The organism is Halalkalibacterium ligniniphilum (assembly GCF_000334155.1).
Classification (GTDB): Bacteria; Bacillota; Bacilli; order Bacillales; family Bacillaceae_D; genus Halalkalibacterium; species Halalkalibacterium ligniniphilum.
In genome coordinates, this window is sequence record NZ_ANNK01000014.1 from 1 (window position 1) to 19,423 (window position 19,423).

At 42.6% G+C, this 19,423-nt stretch carries 18 protein-coding genes and 1 pseudogene; all 19 read left to right on the forward strand.

Going from position 1 to position 19,423, the window contains the following annotated elements; all coding sequences use genetic code 11:
* Positions 1 to 197: pseudogene (locus tag BLT_RS21160) on the forward strand (NADH-quinone oxidoreductase subunit M); the annotation flags it as partial.
* Positions 198 to 201: 4 nt separating this feature from the next.
* Entirely contained in the window at positions 202 to 1,695 is a 1,494-nt protein-coding gene (gene nuoN / locus BLT_RS0101250; protein WP_017726017.1) for an NADH-quinone oxidoreductase subunit NuoN, read from the forward strand.
* A 397-nt stretch (positions 1,696 to 2,092) separates the two neighbouring features.
* Positions 2,093 to 2,326 carry a DUF1146 family protein gene (locus BLT_RS0101255; RefSeq protein ID WP_017726018.1) on the forward strand — a complete coding sequence of 78 codons (234 nt, stop codon included), beginning with the start codon at positions 2,093 to 2,095 and terminating at the stop codon, positions 2,324 to 2,326.
* Between the two features lie 104 nt (positions 2,327 to 2,430).
* A complete protein-coding gene (locus tag BLT_RS22555) occupies positions 2,431 to 3,186 on the forward strand; it encodes a YwmB family TATA-box binding protein (RefSeq protein ID WP_017726019.1) in 756 nt (251 codons plus the stop codon).
* Positions 3,187 to 3,230: 44 nt separating this feature from the next.
* Positions 3,231 to 4,556 (forward strand): UDP-N-acetylglucosamine 1-carboxyvinyltransferase, encoded by a 1,326-nt coding sequence (murA, locus tag BLT_RS0101265; protein WP_017726020.1) that lies wholly within the window; start codon positions 3,231 to 3,233, stop codon positions 4,554 to 4,556.
* 473 nt (positions 4,557 to 5,029) lie between these two features.
* On the forward strand, positions 5,030 to 6,049 hold the full coding sequence (gene spoIID / locus BLT_RS0101270) for a stage II sporulation protein D (protein ID WP_017726021.1): 1,020 nt from the start codon (positions 5,030 to 5,032) through the stop codon (positions 6,047 to 6,049).
* 382 nt (positions 6,050 to 6,431) lie between these two features.
* Entirely contained in the window at positions 6,432 to 7,346 is a 915-nt protein-coding gene (locus tag BLT_RS0101275; RefSeq protein ID WP_017726023.1) for a M23 family metallopeptidase, read from the forward strand.
* A 281-nt stretch (positions 7,347 to 7,627) separates the two neighbouring features.
* Positions 7,628 to 8,026: an IS200/IS605 family transposase gene (tnpA, locus tag BLT_RS0101280; protein WP_017726024.1), complete on the forward strand. Its 399-nt coding sequence runs from the start codon at positions 7,628 to 7,630 to the stop codon at positions 8,024 to 8,026.
* Positions 8,027 to 8,037: 11 nt separating this feature from the next.
* The gene (locus BLT_RS0101285) at positions 8,038 to 9,150 is read left to right on the forward strand and encodes an RNA-guided endonuclease TnpB family protein (RefSeq protein ID WP_017726025.1); all 1,113 of its coding nucleotides are present in this window, start codon (positions 8,038 to 8,040) and stop codon (positions 9,148 to 9,150) included.
* A gap of 448 nt (positions 9,151 to 9,598) precedes the next feature.
* On the forward strand, positions 9,599 to 9,946 hold the full coding sequence (locus BLT_RS0101290) for a DUF485 domain-containing protein (RefSeq protein ID WP_017726026.1): 348 nt from the start codon (positions 9,599 to 9,601) through the stop codon (positions 9,944 to 9,946).
* Positions 9,947 to 9,949: 3 nt separating this feature from the next.
* Positions 9,950 to 11,485 carry a solute symporter family protein gene (locus BLT_RS0101295; protein ID WP_017726027.1) on the forward strand — a complete coding sequence of 512 codons (1,536 nt, stop codon included), beginning with the start codon at positions 9,950 to 9,952 and terminating at the stop codon, positions 11,483 to 11,485.
* 1,184 nt (positions 11,486 to 12,669) lie between these two features.
* Complete coding sequence (gene spoIIID, locus BLT_RS0101300) at positions 12,670 to 12,957, forward strand: sporulation transcriptional regulator SpoIIID (protein ID WP_017726028.1); 288 nt, start codon at positions 12,670 to 12,672, stop codon at positions 12,955 to 12,957.
* A gap of 108 nt (positions 12,958 to 13,065) precedes the next feature.
* Positions 13,066 to 14,070, forward strand: a complete 1,005-nt coding sequence (mreB, locus tag BLT_RS0101305; protein ID WP_017726029.1) for a rod shape-determining protein — start codon at positions 13,066 to 13,068, stop codon at positions 14,068 to 14,070.
* A 164-nt stretch (positions 14,071 to 14,234) separates the two neighbouring features.
* Complete coding sequence (locus tag BLT_RS0101310; protein ID WP_017726030.1) at positions 14,235 to 15,062, forward strand: flagellar hook-basal body protein; 828 nt, start codon at positions 14,235 to 14,237, stop codon at positions 15,060 to 15,062.
* A 30-nt stretch (positions 15,063 to 15,092) separates the two neighbouring features.
* Positions 15,093 to 15,932, forward strand: coding sequence for a flagellar hook-basal body protein (locus BLT_RS0101315; RefSeq protein WP_017726031.1), 840 nt, complete (start codon positions 15,093 to 15,095; stop codon positions 15,930 to 15,932).
* 37 nt (positions 15,933 to 15,969) lie between these two features.
* A complete protein-coding gene (locus BLT_RS0101320) occupies positions 15,970 to 16,293 on the forward strand; it encodes a DNA-directed RNA polymerase subunit beta (protein ID WP_017726032.1) in 324 nt (107 codons plus the stop codon).
* Positions 16,294 to 16,519: 226 nt separating this feature from the next.
* The gene (gene fabZ, locus BLT_RS0101325; protein ID WP_026104924.1) at positions 16,520 to 16,942 is read left to right on the forward strand and encodes a 3-hydroxyacyl-ACP dehydratase FabZ; all 423 of its coding nucleotides are present in this window, start codon (positions 16,520 to 16,522) and stop codon (positions 16,940 to 16,942) included.
* Between the two features lie 50 nt (positions 16,943 to 16,992).
* Positions 16,993 to 18,708, forward strand: coding sequence for a putative bifunctional diguanylate cyclase/phosphodiesterase (locus BLT_RS0101330; protein ID WP_017726034.1), 1,716 nt, complete (start codon positions 16,993 to 16,995; stop codon positions 18,706 to 18,708).
* A gap of 175 nt (positions 18,709 to 18,883) precedes the next feature.
* Complete coding sequence (locus BLT_RS0101335; protein ID WP_017726035.1) at positions 18,884 to 19,357, forward strand: GNAT family N-acetyltransferase; 474 nt, start codon at positions 18,884 to 18,886, stop codon at positions 19,355 to 19,357.
* Positions 19,358 to 19,423 lie beyond the last annotated feature (66 nt).

A 19,423-nucleotide genomic window follows, 5' to 3' on the forward strand; every position in this document is an offset into this window, starting at 1 on the left:
TGCTACGGGCAGTGCTAGGTGTAACATTTGGTCCGCTCAAAGAAAAATGGGCGATTCTCCAAGACATAAAAGGACCAGAATGGATTCCTGCCCTCGTTCTTACCGGTCTGATTGTGCTCATCGGGATCTATCCGAATCTGTTAGCCGAACCACTCCAACAACCAATACACTTACTGCTCATGCGGATAGGAGGGTAATGACATGGATCTTCAAACAATGCTTAGCTACCCTTGGGGAGTGATGGCTCCTGAATTTACCATTTTCATTGCGGCAGCGATCTTATCGATTCTTGATCTCGCTTTGAAAGAAAAAGTGGACCGAAAAATGCTGAACTGGCTTGCTATTGCAGCGGTCGTACTTGCACTTCTTTTCTCTTTGCGGCAACTGGGGGCGCCAGTACAGATGATTTTATATGAAACGTACCGGCTTGATTCCGTCTCTCTTTCGTTCAAGCTTCTCTTGCTTTTAGGTACTTTGTCGGTGTTAGTGCTTTCCTTCGATGTGAAAAAAGAGCAAATTTCTCATCGTAGTGAGTATATTTACCTAATACTAACCGCGCTGCTTGGTGCCATGATTATGGCTTCAAGTGCGGATCTCCTTACACTTTTTGTAGGGTTGGAGCTTTTGTCTCTTTCTTCTTATGTGTTAGTGGGACTGAAAAAAACAGCGCTTCGAGCGAACGAGGCAGCTTTTAAATATTATGTTAACGGAGGGGTAGCAACGGCCTTTACACTCTTTGGAATGAGCTATGTGTATGGGTTAACAGGGCAAACGAATCTCTTTGAAATTGGCGCCGCCCTTCAGCAGCCAGCTGTGGCTGAGAATCTTTTTTTACTCGTCATTGCCTTTGTGATGATGATTGGTGGGCTGATGTTCAAAATTGCCGGCATTCCTTTTCATATGTGGGCACCTGATGTGTATGATGGTGCCGCTACACCGATTGCTGCCTTTTTAAGTGTCGTCTCTAAAATTGCTGGCTTTGCCATGCTTTTGCGCATTGTGTTCGTTATATTTGCATCAGCACCCAATGCTACTCTCAATCAGCCTTTTCTACTTGATACGCAATGGTTCTTTATTTTTCTGGCGGCGACAACCATTCTGGTTGGAAACCTTCTAGCTCTGAAGGAATACGGAATGAAACGCTTATTTGCCTATTCGAGCATTGCACAGGCCGGGTATGTCCTCGTACCACTTGCAGCGCTTACCGTTCTCGTGTTCGAAAACATTTGGTTTTATTTGTTCATCTATCTTTTGATGAATGTCGGAGCCTTCGCGATTATTCAAGTCGTTTTAGCACATAGTAAAACAGAAACAATTGCTGCATTTGCCGGTCTTTACCAGCGCTCACCGTTCCTAGCAATGACCATGACCGGATTTTTGCTCTCTCTTGCCGGCATTCCATTGACAGCCGGGTTTATGGGAAAATATTTTATTTTTGTCGGTGCTCTCAGTAGTGCCAATTATTTTCTAGCTGGAGTGATGGTCGCAGGCTCTGTTTTATCCTACGTTTACTATTTCCGAATCGTCACCCAAATCTTTGCACGACCACCAGAGTCAGAGGAGGTCATTCAAGTGCCTCTTGGGATCCGTGCGGTCATCACAGTAGCCATCGCTGCGGTCATTGGCCTTGGTCTTTTTCCAAATCTTGCGTTCGAGTTCTTTTTTCAATATTTTCAACTTGGTGAATTGCTTTAACCAGCCTAAAAAACGTTTTTTTTTCACTGAAAACGGGAACAGACTGTTAGCTGATCTCGTTTTTGTTTGGTTAAAAAGGGAAAGCAAAGGGATTTTTTTAAAGTGAAAACGACTTAGAACGATGGATTTCAACAAAAATCAATGACTTTAGACAAAAATGTGATGAGCGGCACTTAGCACTGAAGAAAAAAAGGTACGTACGACTTAGTGTCATTTCGATGAAAATTGTAGATTTTTGGCGGGTGATAAGGTAATATGAAATGTGGATTGTTTTTAATAAGGATGGGAATTTTGCCCCTTTTTTTCAAGAACAGTCTGCTTTATATTGAGGAAGTCGGATTTTTTTGAAAGATGCAAAAGAGCACTTTCATAAATGTCGAAAAAGGAGACTAAAGAGATGATGGAGGGCTTCGGACAGCAGGCACTAATACATATTTTTGTAAATGTAGTGTTCCTTGCTATTACGTGGTGGGCTCTACAATCGTTTAGGTTTGACCTTTTTGTCAAAAACCCGAAAGGTCCACAAGCGAAATTACTGATGATTTTATTGACGATTGCCATTGGTCATCTAGTGAGTAGCTTTTTTATGGACTATTTCAATTCATCCATGATGCTTCGCCACCTTTGGTAATGGAAGTGAAGAATGTCGAGTGTTGACTACAACTTCCATGTATGCAAGGCCTTCTCTTGGAAAAAATGTTAGTAATGACATTGACACGGAGAGGGGATTTTAACATGAAAGCACGAACAGGGTTAGGGCTTATGGTTCTTACGCTCATAACATGGTTCGCACATTTTCATGCATACGGGGAAGAAACGGAGTCATCCATGCACAAGCTTCAGCATATGGTTGAGCAATTGAATGCGAACAACATTGATGTGGAAGAGTGGACGTTCTATACGAGAAAACATGTAAGTCATGCAAAGGATTTTGAGTCATACGACCAACAGGTTAGGGCTGTGCTTGAGCCCTTATCAGGCTGGGAAGTATCAGAACCAAGTGCAGAAGACCCTCATTGGACGGCCAAGGCTGTTCGCGCTCACCCACATCTAGCACTCACCGAGAAACTAACCATTCTTGCTTACCCAACACATAATAGTAGGCAAATCTATATGATTTATGATGTTCACGGGAAATGGAGAGAAGCAAACAAACAAAAGGTTGTAACGTATGTGGAAACCCAGCAACAATCATTCGGGCTTCAAGAGAACGACATGTTTGTTACGGTCGTTGGAAAAACAGATACGAACAATGATACAACCCTTTATCAAATGGCACAACAACTTCTGATGGAATTTGACGCAAAGGAAGTGGAAGCCTTAAAAGAAGAAGCGTTTGTCTCCCTCTCTGCATATAATAACCAGTGGACCGATTTCATTGTGACGAATGGAAAAACAATGAACTTACAACTGGCGCTTCGACACAACGATGGATTGGGCGGACGAACGACCGTCACAATTGGCACGCCTATTATTACGAATGAATATTAATGATATAGAAGAGACCACAATAACTAGACGCGGAGGGGAATACGTTGGAAAAAATTATTGTACGGGGTGGCAGGCGGCTACGTGGTACCGTGAAAGTAGAGGGAGCGAAGAATGCCGTGTTGCCTGTCATTGCTGCATCGATTCTAGCAAGCCGCGGCACGAGCACAATTTATGATGTGCCTTCCTTAGCAGATGTATACACAATGAAAGAAGTATTAAGAAATCTTAATATAGACGTAGAGTATGAAAATGGTTCATTTACCGTTGATGCGGAAAAACCATTAAAAACAGAAGCACCATTTGAGTATGTCCGAAAAATGCGTGCCTCATTCCTCGTAATGGGTCCTTTGCTTGCTCGCGTTGGTCATGCACGAATTGCGCTTCCTGGTGGGTGCGCAATCGGTTCACGACCAATTGATCAACATTTAAAAGGCTTCGAAGCAATGGGTGCTACGGTTGAAATTGGTAATGGGTTTATTGAAGCGAAAATTGATGGTCGTTTGCGAGGAACAAAAATTTACCTTGACTTCCCAAGTGTAGGTGCCACAGAAAACATTATGATGGCAGCTGTGTTAGCTGAAGGAACAACAATCCTTGAAAATGCAGCAGAAGAACCTGAAATTGTCTGTCTTGCTAATTATTTAAATGCAATGGGTGCGAAGGTTCGTGGTGCAGGAACAGGTGTGATTCGAATTGAAGGCGTTGACGAGCTTTTCGGTGCGAACCATACAGTGATTCCTGATCGCATCGAAGCAGGTACTTTTATGGTGGCAGCTGCGATTACCCAAGGGGATGTGTTTGTTGAAGGTGCGGTAGCTGAGCATCTACGTCCGCTTGTGGCAAAGATGGAAGAGATGGGTGTGGAAATTACAGAAGAAGAAAACGGATTACGCGTAGTCGGCCCAGAGAAATTAAAGCCAGTTGATTTAAAAACAATGCCACATCCAGGCTTCCCAACTGATATGCAGGCACAAATGATGGCATTGCTTTTACAAGCAGATGGAACAAGTGTGATCACAGAAACGGTCTTTGAAAACCGTTTTATGCACGTAGAAGAGTTCCGCCGCATGAACGGCAACATTAAAATTGAAGGACGTTCAGCGATTATCTCAGGACCATCCAAGCTTCAAGGAGCGGAAGTTTCTGCAACGGACCTTCGTGCAGGTGCGGCCCTTGTTTTAGCGGGTCTTGTAGCAGAAGGTGTTACGCGCGTTGTTGAATTAAAGCACGTGGACCGAGGCTATGTAAACCTTGCAGGTAAGCTGGCTCAGCTTGGAGCTGATGTGGAGCGTACAGAAATGGTCGCTGAAACCGTTATAGAAACGGTTGCGGCTCCTGTCCCATTAAAGTTAAATACGAACCTAGTCTAGCCCTTTGTTAAAAAGGGCTTTTCTTTTTCATTGGAAAAGGATCTTTCCGTTCAAGCTGATGCAACAAGGAAACTCTTTTGCTTCCACCCCCTTCATTGAAAGGCTGCTCAAAATTATTTGATTGATCCGCTCATGCAGGTTTGGTGAAAAAGGAAACAGTGCTTTAAACATAGGGGAGCGATTTTAAAGACATACCATAAGCTATAACCCTATTCATCTTTATAGCTTGTCCTTTTTCCTCCAAATTATACCCGCTTGCATAATCAATTGTTTTATATTTCCCTCTTGAACCATTTTAGAACAAATGTTCCCTTTTGTAAAGACTTGCAATTTCCAACAAACAGATAGAAGGAACTTTTTATAGGTTAATCCTATTCTCAGGGTAGCATTGCTTCTTTGCGGAAAATAGGTCTAGCATGAACCCAGCCTGCATAGAATGATTGGGTAGACAATTGATTAATGGAGGCATTGGGATGAAACGTTTCATTATTTTTGGAAGCATTCTTTGCACAGTCATTCTTATCTTGCCAGCGATGCTCGTCTTATTTTCGAACGAACAAGAAAACGTCACCTCTCAAATGCAAACGATGGGAGAGCATCAAGCCGTCGAACAGCTTGAACACCCAGGTAGTGATGTTTCAGTTCACGTCTATCGAAGCAGCTCAGAAAAAGTGGAGGAAGTACCACTAGAAGACTATGTCGTTGGCGTTGTTGCCTCCGAAATGCCCGCCAATTTTGAAGTCGAAGCATTAAAAGCACAGGCGCTCACTGCTCGAACGTACATTTTGCAGCAAATGCTGCAGCCAGCAGACATTGAGCTGCCAGAAGGGGCAGTTGTCACGGATACGGTCTCGCACCAGGTTTACCATAATGATGAGGAACTAAGGGAGCTTTGGGGAAAAGAATACGAATGGAAGATCGCGCGCATTAGAGAAGCAGTCTTTTCAACACAGAGTCAAATTCTCACGTATGAGGGAGAGCCGATTACGGCAGCTTTTTTTTCAACGAGTAACGGGTATACGGAAAACTCCGAGGATTACTGGTTAAGTCCAATTCCCTATTTACGGAGCGTCGAAAGCCCTTGGGATCAAAATTCGCCTCGTTTTACAGGAGAAAAAATCATTTCAGTAAGCGAGTTTCAGACAAAGCTTGGTGTGACACTGCCTGCAGATGGAAGTGTAGGGACAATCGTGGCGCGAACCGATGGAGGACGCGTCGCCACCGTTAATGTGAGTGGCAAAGAACTTAGTGGACGGGAGATACGGGATTTGCTTGGCCTTGATTCCTCTGATTTTCAGTGGCGAAGGCAGGGGGAAGAGATTGTCATTGAAACAAAAGGCTGGGGGCACGGAGTTGGAATGAGTCAGTACGGTGCTGATGGGATGGCGCGAGGTGGCAGCGATTACAAAGAAATCGTCAATCATTATTATCGTGGTGTGACGATCGACACCATTGACGTATATGAAGAAAAATTAACCGCCTATATAGAATGAGAAAGGGTGGTGCTGAGGGCACTGCCCATTTTCGATTCATTAGAGAGAACATTCTTTCACAAATCGGGAATGAGATGTCCGTTAAGACGATGAAAAGGTCGATCCTAACTCAACCTATGGGCGACAATACTTTAAAAAAACAACACAGGAAAGTTTTTTTGCATGAAGCATCAGAGCGTTTGCCGGCAACGTCCTATGCTTTCTGATTAAAAATGTCATAAAAAAGCTTTAGAGAGCGGCTGTTTTCGATTATTTTACGAGGAAGGATCCTTCTTTTTCAGGTTTTGAGCCTTTTTGTCGAAAAGTTATTGGAAAAAGATCGACGGACCGATGTATAGATTGTCAGCAATCTGATCAGAATGGTTGCTGAGGTGATAAAAAAATGAATGAAGACAACAAAAAAACGTCTAAAAATGAAGAACGTTCATTTCAAGTACAACGCTTCTTAAGAAAACGCTGGCTCGTTCCTGCCATTTATTTAGTGGCTGCCGCTGGGATCCTTAGTAGTGCCCTATATTTTATGCAAGGTCAAGATGAGATTGTCGCACCAGATGATGGAAGCATCGAAGTGGAAGAGAATCAATTTGGCTCTACAGGGCTAGGAGAGGACGCTGTACCTGTTGCAAGTGGAAGTGAAGTCATTAAGCTTCCTGTGGCGGATGAAAATGAAGTGAACATCGTTGGTTCCTTTTATGATGTCAATGGTACACCAGAAGAACAGCAATCAGCTCTCGTCTATTACAATAATTACTACTACCAAAACAAAGGCATTGATTTAGCAAAAGACGGGGAAGAAAGCTTTGATGTTACGGCATCATTAAGCGGAACAATCGTAAAAGCAGAGAAGGATTCACTACTAGGGTATGTCGTTGAAATTGACCATGATAATGGGATCGTGACCCACTATCATAGCTTAGGAGAGTTAAATGTAGAAGAAGGCGAGACAGTCCGCCAAGGGGATGTCCTCGGAACAGCTGGACGTAGTCTCTATAATGAGGATGCGGGCGTTCACGCTCATTTTGAAATTCGTCAAAATGGTCTAGCCTTAAACCCTGAAGAAGTTCTTCATCAAACGATACAGTCTTTGGCGGAGCTTTCTTTCGATGAAGAACCGAACAATGTGACGGACCAAGATACGGAGAAGGCGGAAGAACCTCAAGAAGGGGAAAAAGAAGCTGCGGATGAGCAGGAAAAGCCTGTAGATGAAGAAAAAGATCAGACAGACAAGCCTGCGAATGAAGATGAATCTGCAGATGATCAAGCTGGAGACGAAGAAGAAATAAACGAAAGCGCGTAAGCACTACGTTATCCAATGATATCCGTAGCATCATAAAAACAGCTCCTTACGAGAGAGCTGTTTTTGTTTTGCCAAAACCTAGGATAAAACAACCGCGCCTATTGTTGTGTTTTTAACGTACTTCCGAAAGAAGTCTCCCTCTTCAACCGTGCGAAGGGTGTAGCCCAACGGTAAGGGGGAGATGAATTTCGGTTGGGCAACAGCCCAAAGGATTTTAGTTTTGTCTTTTTTTTCTCAAAGTGGCATAATCAGTATTATAAAGTATAAGGACTGATATAACAGTGAAATTAGATAGTAATAATCATTCAGTGTTCTTGATGTATTACCATCTTGTGTTGGTAGTGAAGTATAGAAGGAAAGTGATAGATGATACTATTTCAGACTTTGCCAAAGATAAATTTGTATCGTTGAGTGAGAAATATAATATTGCATTAGTTGAATGGAATCACGATGTTGACCATGTTCATATTTTGTTCAAAGCACAACCAAATAGTGAATTATCGAAATTCATCAATGCCTATAAAAGTGCCAGTTCAAGACTTATCAAGAAGGATTTTCCTCATGTGCGTAAAAGGTTATGGAAAGAAATGTTTTGGTCAAGAAGTTTTTGTTTGTTGACGACTGGCGGTTCGCCTATTGAAGTGGTGAAAAAATATATTGAAAATCAAGGGATAAAGTGAGGTGATTTGATATGACTAAACAAAATAAAGCGTACAAGTTCAGGTTGTATCCAACAGATGAACAGAAATTAATGATACACAAAACCTTTGGGTGCGTTCGCTTTGTCTATAACAAAATGTTAGCAGAACGAAAAGAAACGTATGATTTACTGAAAGATGATAAAGATGCACTGAAAAAGGTAAAACATCCGACACCTGCCAAGTACAAAAAAGAGTATGAATGGCTAAAAGAAGTAGACTCTTTAGCGTTAGCAAACGCACAACTAAACTTGGATAAGGCTTATCAAGCATTCTTCAAAAGGAATGCCAAATTCCCAAAATTCAAAAGCAAACGCCACAAACAAAGCTACACAACAAATGTCGTAAACGGGAATATTCAGTTGTTAGATGGTCATATCAAATTACCTAAATTGAAAATGGTAAAAATCAAGCAACATAGAACAATCCCTTCTGAACAAAAAATCAAATCGTGTACCCTGTCTATGACTGCATCAGGAAAATACTATCTTTCTATTTTGACAGAGTATGAGAAGGAGATTGAAACCAAAGCAATCAAAAAAGTAGTTGGGTTAGATTTTGCAATGGATGGGCTGTTTGTTGATAGCGAGGGTGAGAAAGCCAATTACCCTAAGTTTTATCGACAGATGCTCAATAAGTTAGCACAAGAACAACGTAAACTTTCTCGTAAAAAGAAAGGTTCTTCGAATTGGAATAAACAACGTATTCGAGTAGCGAAAATTCAAGAGAAAGTTGCTTATCAACGCAAAAACTTTCTTCACCATAAATCGAAAGAATTAGCAACGAATTATGATGCTGTTGCGATTGAAGATTTAGATATGAAAGGTATGTCACAAGCGCTAAAGTTTGGCAAAAGTGTTGCTGATAACGGATGGGGAATGTTCACTTCTTTCTTACAGTACAAACTAAAAGAACAAGGGAAACAACTTGTCAAAATTGATAAATGGTTTCCTTCGACAAAGACTTGTTCGGATTGTGGTTTAGTTAGAGAAGTAACGTTATCAGAACGTACTTACCAATGCTCTTGTGGTCTAAAACTTGATAGAGATTATAATTCTGCAATCAACATCAAGAAAGAAGGCATACGCTTATTAGCGATTGCCTAACAAAATAAACTCTTGGAACAAGAGGGTTAGCTTGGTCCATTTCGTCAGCTACTAAAAGTGACGACTACCCAAGAAGCCCCCACTTCAAGCAACCCGTAAGGGTGGTAAGTGGTGGGAGCAGTTCACTGTTGAATTCATACTTTCATAAAAATCAACACAACCTTCGAAATATAAATAAAAATCTACTTCTTGACTCGGATTCGAAAATTTGGAATAATGTGAACTATAACACTACAAAAGATGTTAAACTGTCATAGTATAGAAGGGAGGTCATCTTCCAGGCAAATGAAAAGGACGACAAATAAAATGGTTGCGCTTACATAATCTCAAGCAATGCCTGCCGTTTGTCGAAGTGAAAAAATTTCGATTAAAATCGTATTTGTTCTCCGTAAAAATTTTACAGAAGATTTAAAAAATTCCTTAACGATGAACAAGGAGTGGTGTACATATGGAATTTCATTATGTAGAAGAAGCAAAGGATCCGAATAAAAAACCGTTAGATTATGAAGCGGTTGTGAATAGCTCAAAATTTAAAAAGCTACTGCAAGAGAAAAAGAAGTTTATTGTACCGATTACGATCTTCTTCTTGTTGTTTTATTTTTCTTTACCTGTTTTAGCTGTTTATACAACTGTCCTGGATCAACCAGTTATCGGTGATATAACGGGAGCTTGGGTATTAGCTTTCGCTCAATTTATTATGACGTGGGTGCTCTGTATTATCTATGTAAAAAAAGCCGCATATTTTGACAAAGTTGCAGAAGAAATCATCGCAGAGCATACGAAGGAAGGGAAGTAGCCTATGAACATGACCGTCATTGTTTTATTCGTAGCAATTGTCCTGAGCACTTTGGTGATTACGTATTTTGCAGCAAAGAAAACGAGTACCGCAAGTGAATTTTATACAGCTGGCGGAGGGTTGACCGGTTGGCAAAATGGGTTAGCCATTGCGGGGGACTACTTGTCAGCGGCATCTTTTCTCGGAATTGCGGGAGCGATCGCATTATTTGGCTTTGACGGCTTCCTCTACAGCATCGGCTACCTCGTGGCGTATTTGGTTGTTTTGTTTATTGTTGCAGAGCCACTTCGAAACTTGGGGAAATTCACGCTTGCCGATATGATTAATGCCCGCTTTGATGCAAAAAAAGTACGCGGTGTTGCCGCGTTCAGTACGATTACAATCGTTATTTTTTATATGATTGCCCAGCTTGTAGGTGCTGGTGCTCTCATTCAATTATTGTTTGGCATTGATTATTGGGCTGCCGTTATTCTAGTTGGTGTCATGATGACCATTTATGTATTATTTGGTGGAATGACAGCAACAAGCTGGGTTCAAATAATTAAAGCTGTCTTATTGATGGTGGGGACCGCCCTCATTTCCATTCTTGTCTTAGTCCAATTTAATTTCAATCTTTTCCAGCTGTTTGCCGAGGTGAAGACAGCAACACCTCATGGAGCTGACTTTTTAAACCCTGGTCTCCAATCAAGATTGCCGTTGGATTCAATTTCATTAATGATTGCCCTTGTGCTTGGGACTGCCGGTCTGCCACATATCTTAATGCGCTTTTTTACAGTGAAGGACGCAAAAACTGCACGCAGCTCAGTCATTACTGCGACATGGATTGTTGGAATTTTTTACGTATTAACGATTTTCTTAGGATTTGGCGCTGCAATCTTCGTTGGCTATGATCAAATTATTGCAGCAAATCCAGCTGGGAATATGGCTGCGCCAATGCTTGCAGACGCACTCGGTGGAGATCTATTATTTTCCTTTGTTTCGGCCGTTGCTTTTGCGACGATTTTAGCTGTCGTTGCAGGTCTTGTTCTATCAGGTGCTTCCGCTTTTGCCCATGACATTTATGGCCAGATCATTAAAAAAGGACAAGCAACAGAAAGACAGCAAGTACTAGCGGCTCGTTATGCGTCAATCGGTGTGTCTGTTTTTTCAATTATGTTAGCGTTGTTTGCTCAAAGTATGAACGTTGCTTTTCTTGTAGCGCTTGCCTTTTGTGTTGCTGCAAGTGCGAATCTACCAGTTATCGTCTATACAATTTATTGGAAAAAATTCAATACAACAGGAGCCATTTCCAGTGTGTTAACAGGTTTAATTTCTGCAATTGTCCTTGTTGCTGTTAGTCCAAATGTCATTTCTCCTGTTGAAGGTGCAGCTATCTTTGTTGGAGAGCCTCTATTTGGCTTATCTAACCCGGCGATTATTTCTGTGCCGCTCGGCTTTCTAGGGGGATTTTTAGGAACCATCATTTCAGGAAAAATCGATGCGAAGCGCTTTGCAGAGGTAAAGGTAAAAGCGAATACAGGGTACCGTGAACCAGCATAAAGTTTAGGGAAAGGTTGATTTCGAGTTGTCTATCTTCAAAGGGTCTGTCCTCTCAGATGAGATGGCAGGCCCTTTCATAATACGTGAGTGGCGTTTTAAATAGAAATGTAACGAATACGTTGGGAAGCATATAGTCTCATGAGTGGATACTCTTCCCACAAGGATGAAAACGAGTTCGTCAAGTAATGCGGAGCACCGTTTAATGAAGGGGTGTGAGCGGAAGTACATCATTGTTTCATCAACTTGTGCTGAAGCTTCGTCCCCTTTTGTTAAAATAAAAAATTCGCTTGATAAACATCTGAAAATTCTAAACAATTAGATATAACAGGTGTGAAGTTAATATTCTGTAATAGTATAGATAGATCCTTATCTGCATCATATGCGTGGTAGTTTTTTAAAACAAGGAATGATAGCGCTTATAATAAATAGGATCCTTTAGCGCCCACAGTAAATCGTGGAAGGGACGCCGCTAGCAGGTGCGTGCTTTGGCGAAAAAAGGGGTTATTTCCAGGGGAATGGCGGAAATCTCCATTTTGCCGATGAGGCGATCCTCTCGATTCGATTAAACGAAGCAGTATCACGCTATCAGAGGGGAGAAGGATGAGCGGTTTTTTCAATTTGTTGAGGATGGTGGCAGTGAGGGGGATCTTGTTGACCTTAGTAGACTCACAACGAGAACGCTGAAATTTTAATAACAAGAGCGATTGCTTCATAGGATAAAGGAAGCATTGACGATAAAAGCTGATAGAAAGGGCATTTGTGAGGGGATGTGTCTTTTCCAGCTTCGTTCATTCAAAAGATAAACTGGGCGCCAGCGGCTCCACGTCGCCTCCACTCCTGTTGCGAAATAAAGAAACGTTTTCTGTTCAGCGTTCTCAGCGCTTGCCGCCGCTAAACAAGGCGCTTGTACATGTCTTAAAACTGGTGTACAGAGGGGGCGCTGAACTCGTTGTAGAAAAATGAAGCAAATATTTGTCACGATTCAAAAAGCCATCGACCATTGTCCTCAGTTGTCTGTCAATTCGTAAATTGATTGTTCGCAGGTGTAGCTCATGTTAATTCATTTTTTTCCTGTAAGACTGGGCGTTAGAATCATACTCGTCCTTTGAATAATATGGTATATATGCCATCCCTCCTTAATAAACTGTACCATTCACCAACACAGACTTAGGGAGGCGAGTGGTGTGCACGATTACATCAAAGAGCGTACTATCAAGATTGGCAGGTATATTGTCGAGACGAGGAAAACGGTGCGAACAATCGCCAAGGAGTTTGGCGTCTCGAAAAGTACCGTACACAAGGATCTCACAGAACGCTTGCCTGAAATTAATCCAGAGCTAGCAAACGAGGTCAAGGAGATTCTTGAGTACCACAAATCGATTCGCCATTTACGGGGCGGTGAGGCGACAAAGGTCAAATACAAGAAAACGGGTGATGCAAAGGAGTCACAGACGATAAAAACTCGCAGTTAAAATTCATAAAATCAATCCCTGTATGAGAAAAATATGTTAAAATGATTAATTAGGTAAAACGAATCAGTAATTACGCCTAATGTTTTGGAAAATAGGGAGGAACAAAACATGTTTGGTAGGGATATAGGGATTGATTTAGGTACAGCAAATGTCCTGATTTATGTGAAAGGAAATGGTGTTGTTCTTGATGAGCCGGCAGTCGTTGCTGTAGAAACTTCAAGTAATCGAGTGCTTGCTGTGGGAGAAGAAGCTTTTCGCATGGTCGGACGAACACCAGGAAATATTGTTGCCTTGCGTCCTATGAAAGATGGCGTCATTGCCAATTTTGAAATGACAGAATCGATGTTGAAGCACTTTTTAAATAAAATCAATGTAAAAACGATGTTCTCTAAGCCGCGCATCCTGATCTGTTGTCCAACGAACATTACGTCCGTTGAGCAAAAAGCGATCCGTGAAGCGGCAGAGAAGAGTGGCGGCAAAAATGTGTATTTGGAAGAGGAACCGAAAGTAGCTGCAATCGGTGCAGGAATGGATATTTTTCAACCAAGCGGTAACATGGTTGTCGACATAGGCGGTGGAACAACGGATGTTGCTGTTCTTTCCATGGGTGATATCGTCACCGCCTCTTCCATTAAAGTTGCAGGCGACAAATTCGACGTTGAAATTTTAAATTACATTAAGAAAGAGTACAAGCTTCTCATTGGAGAACGGACAGCTGAAAACATTAAAATCGAAGTGGCAACGGTATTTCCGGGTGCTCGTTATGAAGAAATTGAGATTCGCGGACGTGATATGGTCAGTGGACTTCCACGTACGATTACGGTAAACTCAAAAGAGATACAGCAAGCGTTAGCTGAACCTGTTTCCTATATTGTGCAAGCGGCAAAACAAGTTCTGGAACAAACTCCTCCAGAGCTATCTGCTGATATTATTGATCGTGGTGTGATTTTAACCGGCGGTGGTGCTTTGCTTCATGGCATTGATTTACTTCTTGCTGAGGAATTAAAGGTTCCTGTTCTTGTAGCAGATGAACCGATGCACTGTGTGGCGAAAGGAACAGGAAGAATTTTAGAAAATTTAGACCGGATGTCGAGCAAAAAAGTTCGGATTTAAACAGTTGAAAGAACGGATGAAATCTGTGATTGATTTTACCGATACTATGAATAAAGACGATCGAATCATGGATCGAATCTCATCTTCACGTGCTCAATGTCCAAATGGGCGAGGATGATACTCGGCCATGATGCTCATGTGTGCGTAAAAAGGAGGATAACGGAATGCTTCGTGGAATGTACGGTGCCGCTGCAGGGATGATCGCCCAACAGCAGCGTCAAGAAATGCTGACCAATAATTTAGCCAATGCGAATACCCCTGGTTTTAAGGCAGACCAAGCGTCATTGCGCTCATTTCCGAATATGCTAATTGCTGCAATGGATACGGCAAGTATGCCTCGTCATGCGGCGCCTTACATAGGTGAACTCACAACAGGGGTTTATTTACAGGAGCGAATGCCAAACTACCGCCAAGGTGACCTTGCAGAAACAGGGAACCGCACCGATGTTGCCCTGCTCCAAGGTGTCGTTCCGCAAAATCCTGAAAATGGACAGCCTGGGGCTTTGTTTTACACGGTTCAGGCTGCTGGTGACGGGGAAGTACGTTATACACGAAGCAGTAATTTTACCGTTGATGGACAAGGATTTCTTGTTACAAGCAACGGAAACTATCTCCTCGGAGTGGATGGAGAGCCACTGCAGGTGAACAATGAGTCGTTTGTTGTGAACCGTGAGGGTGTTATTACGAGTGACGATGGTGCGGTTGTCGGTCAGCTAAACGTTGTTTTCGCTGAAAATCCAATGCTACTCGTAAAGGAAGGTAACGGTTTGCTTCGCTTTGAGGGCGAGGGTGAACTTCCGACAGCGATTGGGAATGCAGCAGTGACTTATCAGCTGCAACAAGGGTTTGTGGAGCGCTCAAATGTAGATGCAGCGCAAACGATGACGGAAATGATGGCGGCATATCGTTCATTTGAAGCGAATCAACGCGTCCTGCAAGCATATGATCAGAGCTTAGAAAAAGCAGTGAATGAAATTGGACGTCTTGGCTAAGACAGGATTAAGAGGAATTGAGGGATAACAATGAATGGTTCGTTGATTTCTGCATCTGTCACGATGGGGCAGCTGCAACGGAAGCTTGATACCCTTTCAAATAATCTAGCAAATAGCAATACGACGGGCTTCAAGCGTCGTGAAGCAACATTTTCAGATCTATTGTTCCAGCAAGTGAACAACCAAACAGTGCAGCAAGAAGGGGGCCGCCTCACACCGAACGGACTTCGCGTCGGATCAGGGGCGAGGCTCGGGGAAACGGCCGTGCGCCTTGAGCAGGGGGCGATCCGTGAAACTGGACGGATGCTTGATTTTGCGATTGCTCATCCGAACCACTTTTTTGAGGTTGCTACAAATGTGAACGGAGAAATGGTCACCCGTCTCACCCGTGATGGCGCGTTTTATTTAAGTGAAGACCCTGATAACCCGAATGCGCTAACGCTTGTCACAAGCAACGGTGATTATCTATTAGACGGGGAACAACAACGAATCAATATCCCCTTGAATTATAAGGAGATAACCCTTAGCAAAGAAGGAAACTTGACCATCACATTACTTGATGACACGGTGGTTGATGCGGGTCAGCTTCAGTTAATCAGTGTGATCAAGCCACAATTGTTAGAAGCTGTTGGTGGTAATCATTTTCAAATGCCAGATTTAGCTGCCCTTGGCTATGCTGAAGCTGATGTGTTTGAAGTTGTGCCTGGTGATGAAGGAAACTTAATGCAACGATCATTGGAAGCATCAAATGTTGACATGAGTCGTGAAATGACGGAGCTCCTGAACACTCAGCGTCATTATCAATTTAATGCCCGATCCATCTCGATAGCGGATGACATGATGGGACTCGTGAATGGCCTTCGACGTTAATCCCCTTATATCCCGCTAGACCACTGAGGAGAGAACCATGAGTGAACAAGAAAAGCAGCGTGAGACAATTGAAGAAGTAGACGTACAGGAAACAAAGGAAGCAGAGCCTCAAGGGAAAGAGGGAGAAGCAGACGGGGAGACACGTGAAAAAAAACGGCGACCAAAGCGAGAGCGTATCCGTCTAATCCCGATTTGGCTCCGCTTGATCCTTGTGGCCGTTCTTGTCAGCGCTAGCTTACTTTTGGGCGTCATGTTCGGGTATGGGGTCGTTGGAAACGGTGAACCGCTTGATGCCCTAAAAATGGAAACGTGGCAGCATATTCTGAATCTCATGGACGGGGATGTCGTTGATGAAGGCTAAGCCCCATTCTTCCATCCCTAATTCCCTTCTCATTAGAACCCCTATTAACCCACCTTGGCATGCAGTCATCCCACATCCTCTCGATGATTCTTCTCTATACATTCAGTCAAAAAGGACATTCCCCGCCTTTTGTATTTCCATTCATAACTCCGTAGACAAACAAGTATTGACAACAGTATGATAGAAGGTGGTTACACGAAAATTGCTTTTGGAAAGGGTTGAAAATATGCTATCAATTGAAGAAATAAAAAAAATCATCCCACATCGATATCCATTCCTTTTAATTGACCGCATCGAGGAAGTAGAGGACGGGAAGCGTGCTGTTGGTATAAAAAATGTGACGGCCAATGAAGAATATTTTAACGGGCATTTCCCTGATTATCCAGTCATGCCTGGCGTTCTCATTGTTGAAGCGCTTGCCCAAGTTGGCGCAGTGGCGATTTTAAAGGTGGAAGCCAATCAAGGAAAGCTTGCATTTTTCGCAGGGATTGATAATTGTCGCTTTAAAGAGCAAGTAAAGCCAGGTGACCAGCTTCGTCTTGAGGTGGAAATTGTGCGGATCAAGGGACCGATTGGAAAAGGACATGGAATCGCAACCGTTGACGGAAAAGTTGTGGCAGAAACAGATATTATGTTTGCAATTAAATAAAGGGGGGTAGTAAAAAAGTAGGATTGTTCGGAGATAAAGGGGACTAGATTATGGATGGAGCATTTTCGCGGTTTGCGAAGGATGAAGAAAATGTGTGGAAACTGTTTAGTCAAATGAATGACGCATTAATGCTCACAGACGCTAACAATCGCATCATTGCGATCAATCCCGCTTTTGAAAAAATCACAGGCTATTCCTTTGCTGAAGCTGAAGGGAAGAATCCTAGCCTCCTTAAGTCAGGAGAAACAGAAACGTCAGTGTATAAAGCGCTGTGGCAAGAGATAAACGAAAACGGGACATGGTCTGGTGAAATCATCAACAAACGAAAGAATGGCGAGATTTTTTGGGCGTTCATTACCGTGACAAAGGTGGATAAAGAGCAGTCAGAAGATTGCTTTTACATTGGTGTCATGCGGGATGTAACGGAGCAAAAAATGGCTGAAAAGCAAATGTCATTTCTGGCATTTTATGATGGGCTTACCCAGCTTTCGAACCGCTATTATTTCATGGAGCAGCTTCAGGAGAGGCTAAGCCGGTATTCACCAGCGCAAGATAAGGCGGCTTTTTTGTTTTTTGATTTGGACCGATTTAAAAAAATCAATGACTCCTATGGACATAATGCAGGTGACGAGCTGCTGATTGATGTGGCTCGTCGTCTTCATGAAGCAATTGGCGACAGGGGCATTGTGAGTCGATTTGGTGGGGATGAATTCACAGCTATTCTTCCTGATTTGAAATCGAAAGAGGAAGTGTATGCAATCATTGACGAGGTTTTTTCAGCCTTCGAGCAACCTTTTTATGTGGCTGGAACCGAGCATTACATGACAACAAGCATCGGGGTTAGCTTTTATCCAGAGCATGGTATTGACGGGGATACGCTATTAACGAATGCGGATCGAGCAATGTATGAAACAAAGAGAACTAACAGGAATAGCTTTCATGTCTATCATCCTCAGCTCAATCAGGAGCTTGAGCAGGAGTTGCTGCTCGGAACAGAGCTGCGGCAAGCCATCCAGCACGATGAGCTTGAAGTCTACTACCAGCTTCAAGTGAATGTTCAAAATGGAAAAGTGTATGGTGTCGAGGCGTTCGTTCGCTGGAATCATCCAGAGAGAGGCCTACTGTTACCTGAATCCTTTTTATCCGCTGCCAAGGAAACGGGGCTGATAAAGGATATTGATTTGTTGGTGTTAAACCGTGCCTGTCAGCAGGTACGAGCGTGGCATCAAAACGGCCACGATCAGCTTATGGCTTCAGTCAATATTTCAAAAGCGTTTTTTCAGCAACAAAGCTTTGTTCAAAAGGTTGAAGATGTCCTCGTCTCGTCGGGAATCACGCCAGCGTTTCTATGTTTAGAAATGGAGAAGTTCAAGCCGGAAGAACTGGAGGAAAGCGCTGAAAAGCTCCTGGCAGTGAGAAAGCTTGGTGTTCATGTCTCCCTTGAGGACTTTGGTACCGACTACTCTCATCTAAATCGGATGAAAGCGTTTCCGGTAGATGCGCTTAAATTTAACCAATCCCTTGTTCCGCCAGAGGAGCCTGTAGGCAGTGCGGTTGCTAAGCTGATTCTTGGTATGGCAAAAAGCTTAAATGTTTCGGTCATTTGCCAAGGGGTGGAAACAGAAGAGCAGTTGACCCTTATTCGCAATGAAGGCTGTGAGCATACGCAAGGCCATCTTTTTAGTAAGCCCCTTTCTTTTGAAAAATGTGCAGCAATGCTCCATCAAATGAAATCGGTGATTGAAAAACCAGTGAACCTTTTGTAACGGTTCGTCCCTCAGCTGCGCGTACTGAGGGGCTTTTTATTGAAATGGTTGAATAATTATTATGAATGTTGTATATTTATAAGATGTTCATTTACTATCGAGAAAGAGACGCAAATGCACCTAGTATGTTTTTATGTTTAAATCGTGAAAATACGTCCAACGGAGGGAAGTTGAAATGGAAAATCGATTAGCAACGGCTGGTGATGCGCCAATCATTCATGCTTTGATGATACGTGCTTTTGAGGAGTACAGGCATGCTGAACCGCCTTCAAGCGCATTAGATGAAACGATTGAATCGATTTCTAGCGGCTTACAGAAGGATGAACAGGCTTTCATTCATTATCTAAAAGATAAAGCGGTAGGGATGCTGCGCTTTCATGTTCGTGACGATCATATATATTTTTTTCGGCTTTCAGTTGTACCTGAGCATCAAGGAAAAGGGGTGGCAAAAAAGCTTTTAAAAGTACTTGAGAATTATGCAAAAAAGCACCATAAAGCGACAATTACGTGCAAAGTACGTGTCGATGTGCCGAGAAACATCCATCTGTATGAATCAATAGGGTATCATATATGCGAAAAAGAACGTATTCCAAAGCCAAAAGGAAATGTGAACGTCGTGTCGATGAAAAAAACGCTAATGTTAACCTAGACATGCAAACAATATTGATTGCTGTTTTGCTGTACTTGAAGCAGAAAGTTGTTTGGAAAAAGGAGT

What these genes read in the sequence shown, in the direction of transcription:
- BLT_RS0101275 (WP_017726023.1), top strand. Translation starts at nt 6,432, where the DNA reads ATGAATGAAGACAACAAAAAAACGTCTAAAAATGAAGAACGTTCATTT.
- BLT_RS0101310 (WP_017726030.1), top strand. Translation starts at nt 14,235, where the DNA reads ATGCTTCGTGGAATGTACGGTGCCGCTGCAGGGATGATCGCCCAACAG.
- BLT_RS0101285 (WP_017726025.1), top strand. Translation starts at nt 8,038, where the DNA reads ATGACTAAACAAAATAAAGCGTACAAGTTCAGGTTGTATCCAACAGAT.
- BLT_RS0101295 (WP_017726027.1), top strand. Translation starts at nt 9,950, where the DNA reads ATGAACATGACCGTCATTGTTTTATTCGTAGCAATTGTCCTGAGCACT.
- fabZ (WP_026104924.1), top strand. Translation starts at nt 16,520, where the DNA reads ATGCTATCAATTGAAGAAATAAAAAAAATCATCCCACATCGATATCCA.
- nuoN (WP_017726017.1), top strand. Translation starts at nt 202, where the DNA reads ATGGATCTTCAAACAATGCTTAGCTACCCTTGGGGAGTGATGGCTCCT.
- BLT_RS0101335 (WP_017726035.1), top strand. Translation starts at nt 18,884, where the DNA reads ATGGAAAATCGATTAGCAACGGCTGGTGATGCGCCAATCATTCATGCT.
- BLT_RS0101315 (WP_017726031.1), top strand. Translation starts at nt 15,093, where the DNA reads ATGAATGGTTCGTTGATTTCTGCATCTGTCACGATGGGGCAGCTGCAA.
- mreB (WP_017726029.1), top strand. Translation starts at nt 13,066, where the DNA reads ATGTTTGGTAGGGATATAGGGATTGATTTAGGTACAGCAAATGTCCTG.
- BLT_RS0101290 (WP_017726026.1), top strand. Translation starts at nt 9,599, where the DNA reads ATGGAATTTCATTATGTAGAAGAAGCAAAGGATCCGAATAAAAAACCG.
- spoIID (WP_017726021.1), top strand. Translation starts at nt 5,030, where the DNA reads ATGAAACGTTTCATTATTTTTGGAAGCATTCTTTGCACAGTCATTCTT.
- BLT_RS0101255 (WP_017726018.1), top strand. Translation starts at nt 2,093, where the DNA reads ATGATGGAGGGCTTCGGACAGCAGGCACTAATACATATTTTTGTAAAT.
- BLT_RS0101320 (WP_017726032.1), top strand. Translation starts at nt 15,970, where the DNA reads ATGAGTGAACAAGAAAAGCAGCGTGAGACAATTGAAGAAGTAGACGTA.
- BLT_RS0101330 (WP_017726034.1), top strand. Translation starts at nt 16,993, where the DNA reads ATGGATGGAGCATTTTCGCGGTTTGCGAAGGATGAAGAAAATGTGTGG.
- BLT_RS22555 (WP_017726019.1), top strand. Translation starts at nt 2,431, where the DNA reads ATGAAAGCACGAACAGGGTTAGGGCTTATGGTTCTTACGCTCATAACA.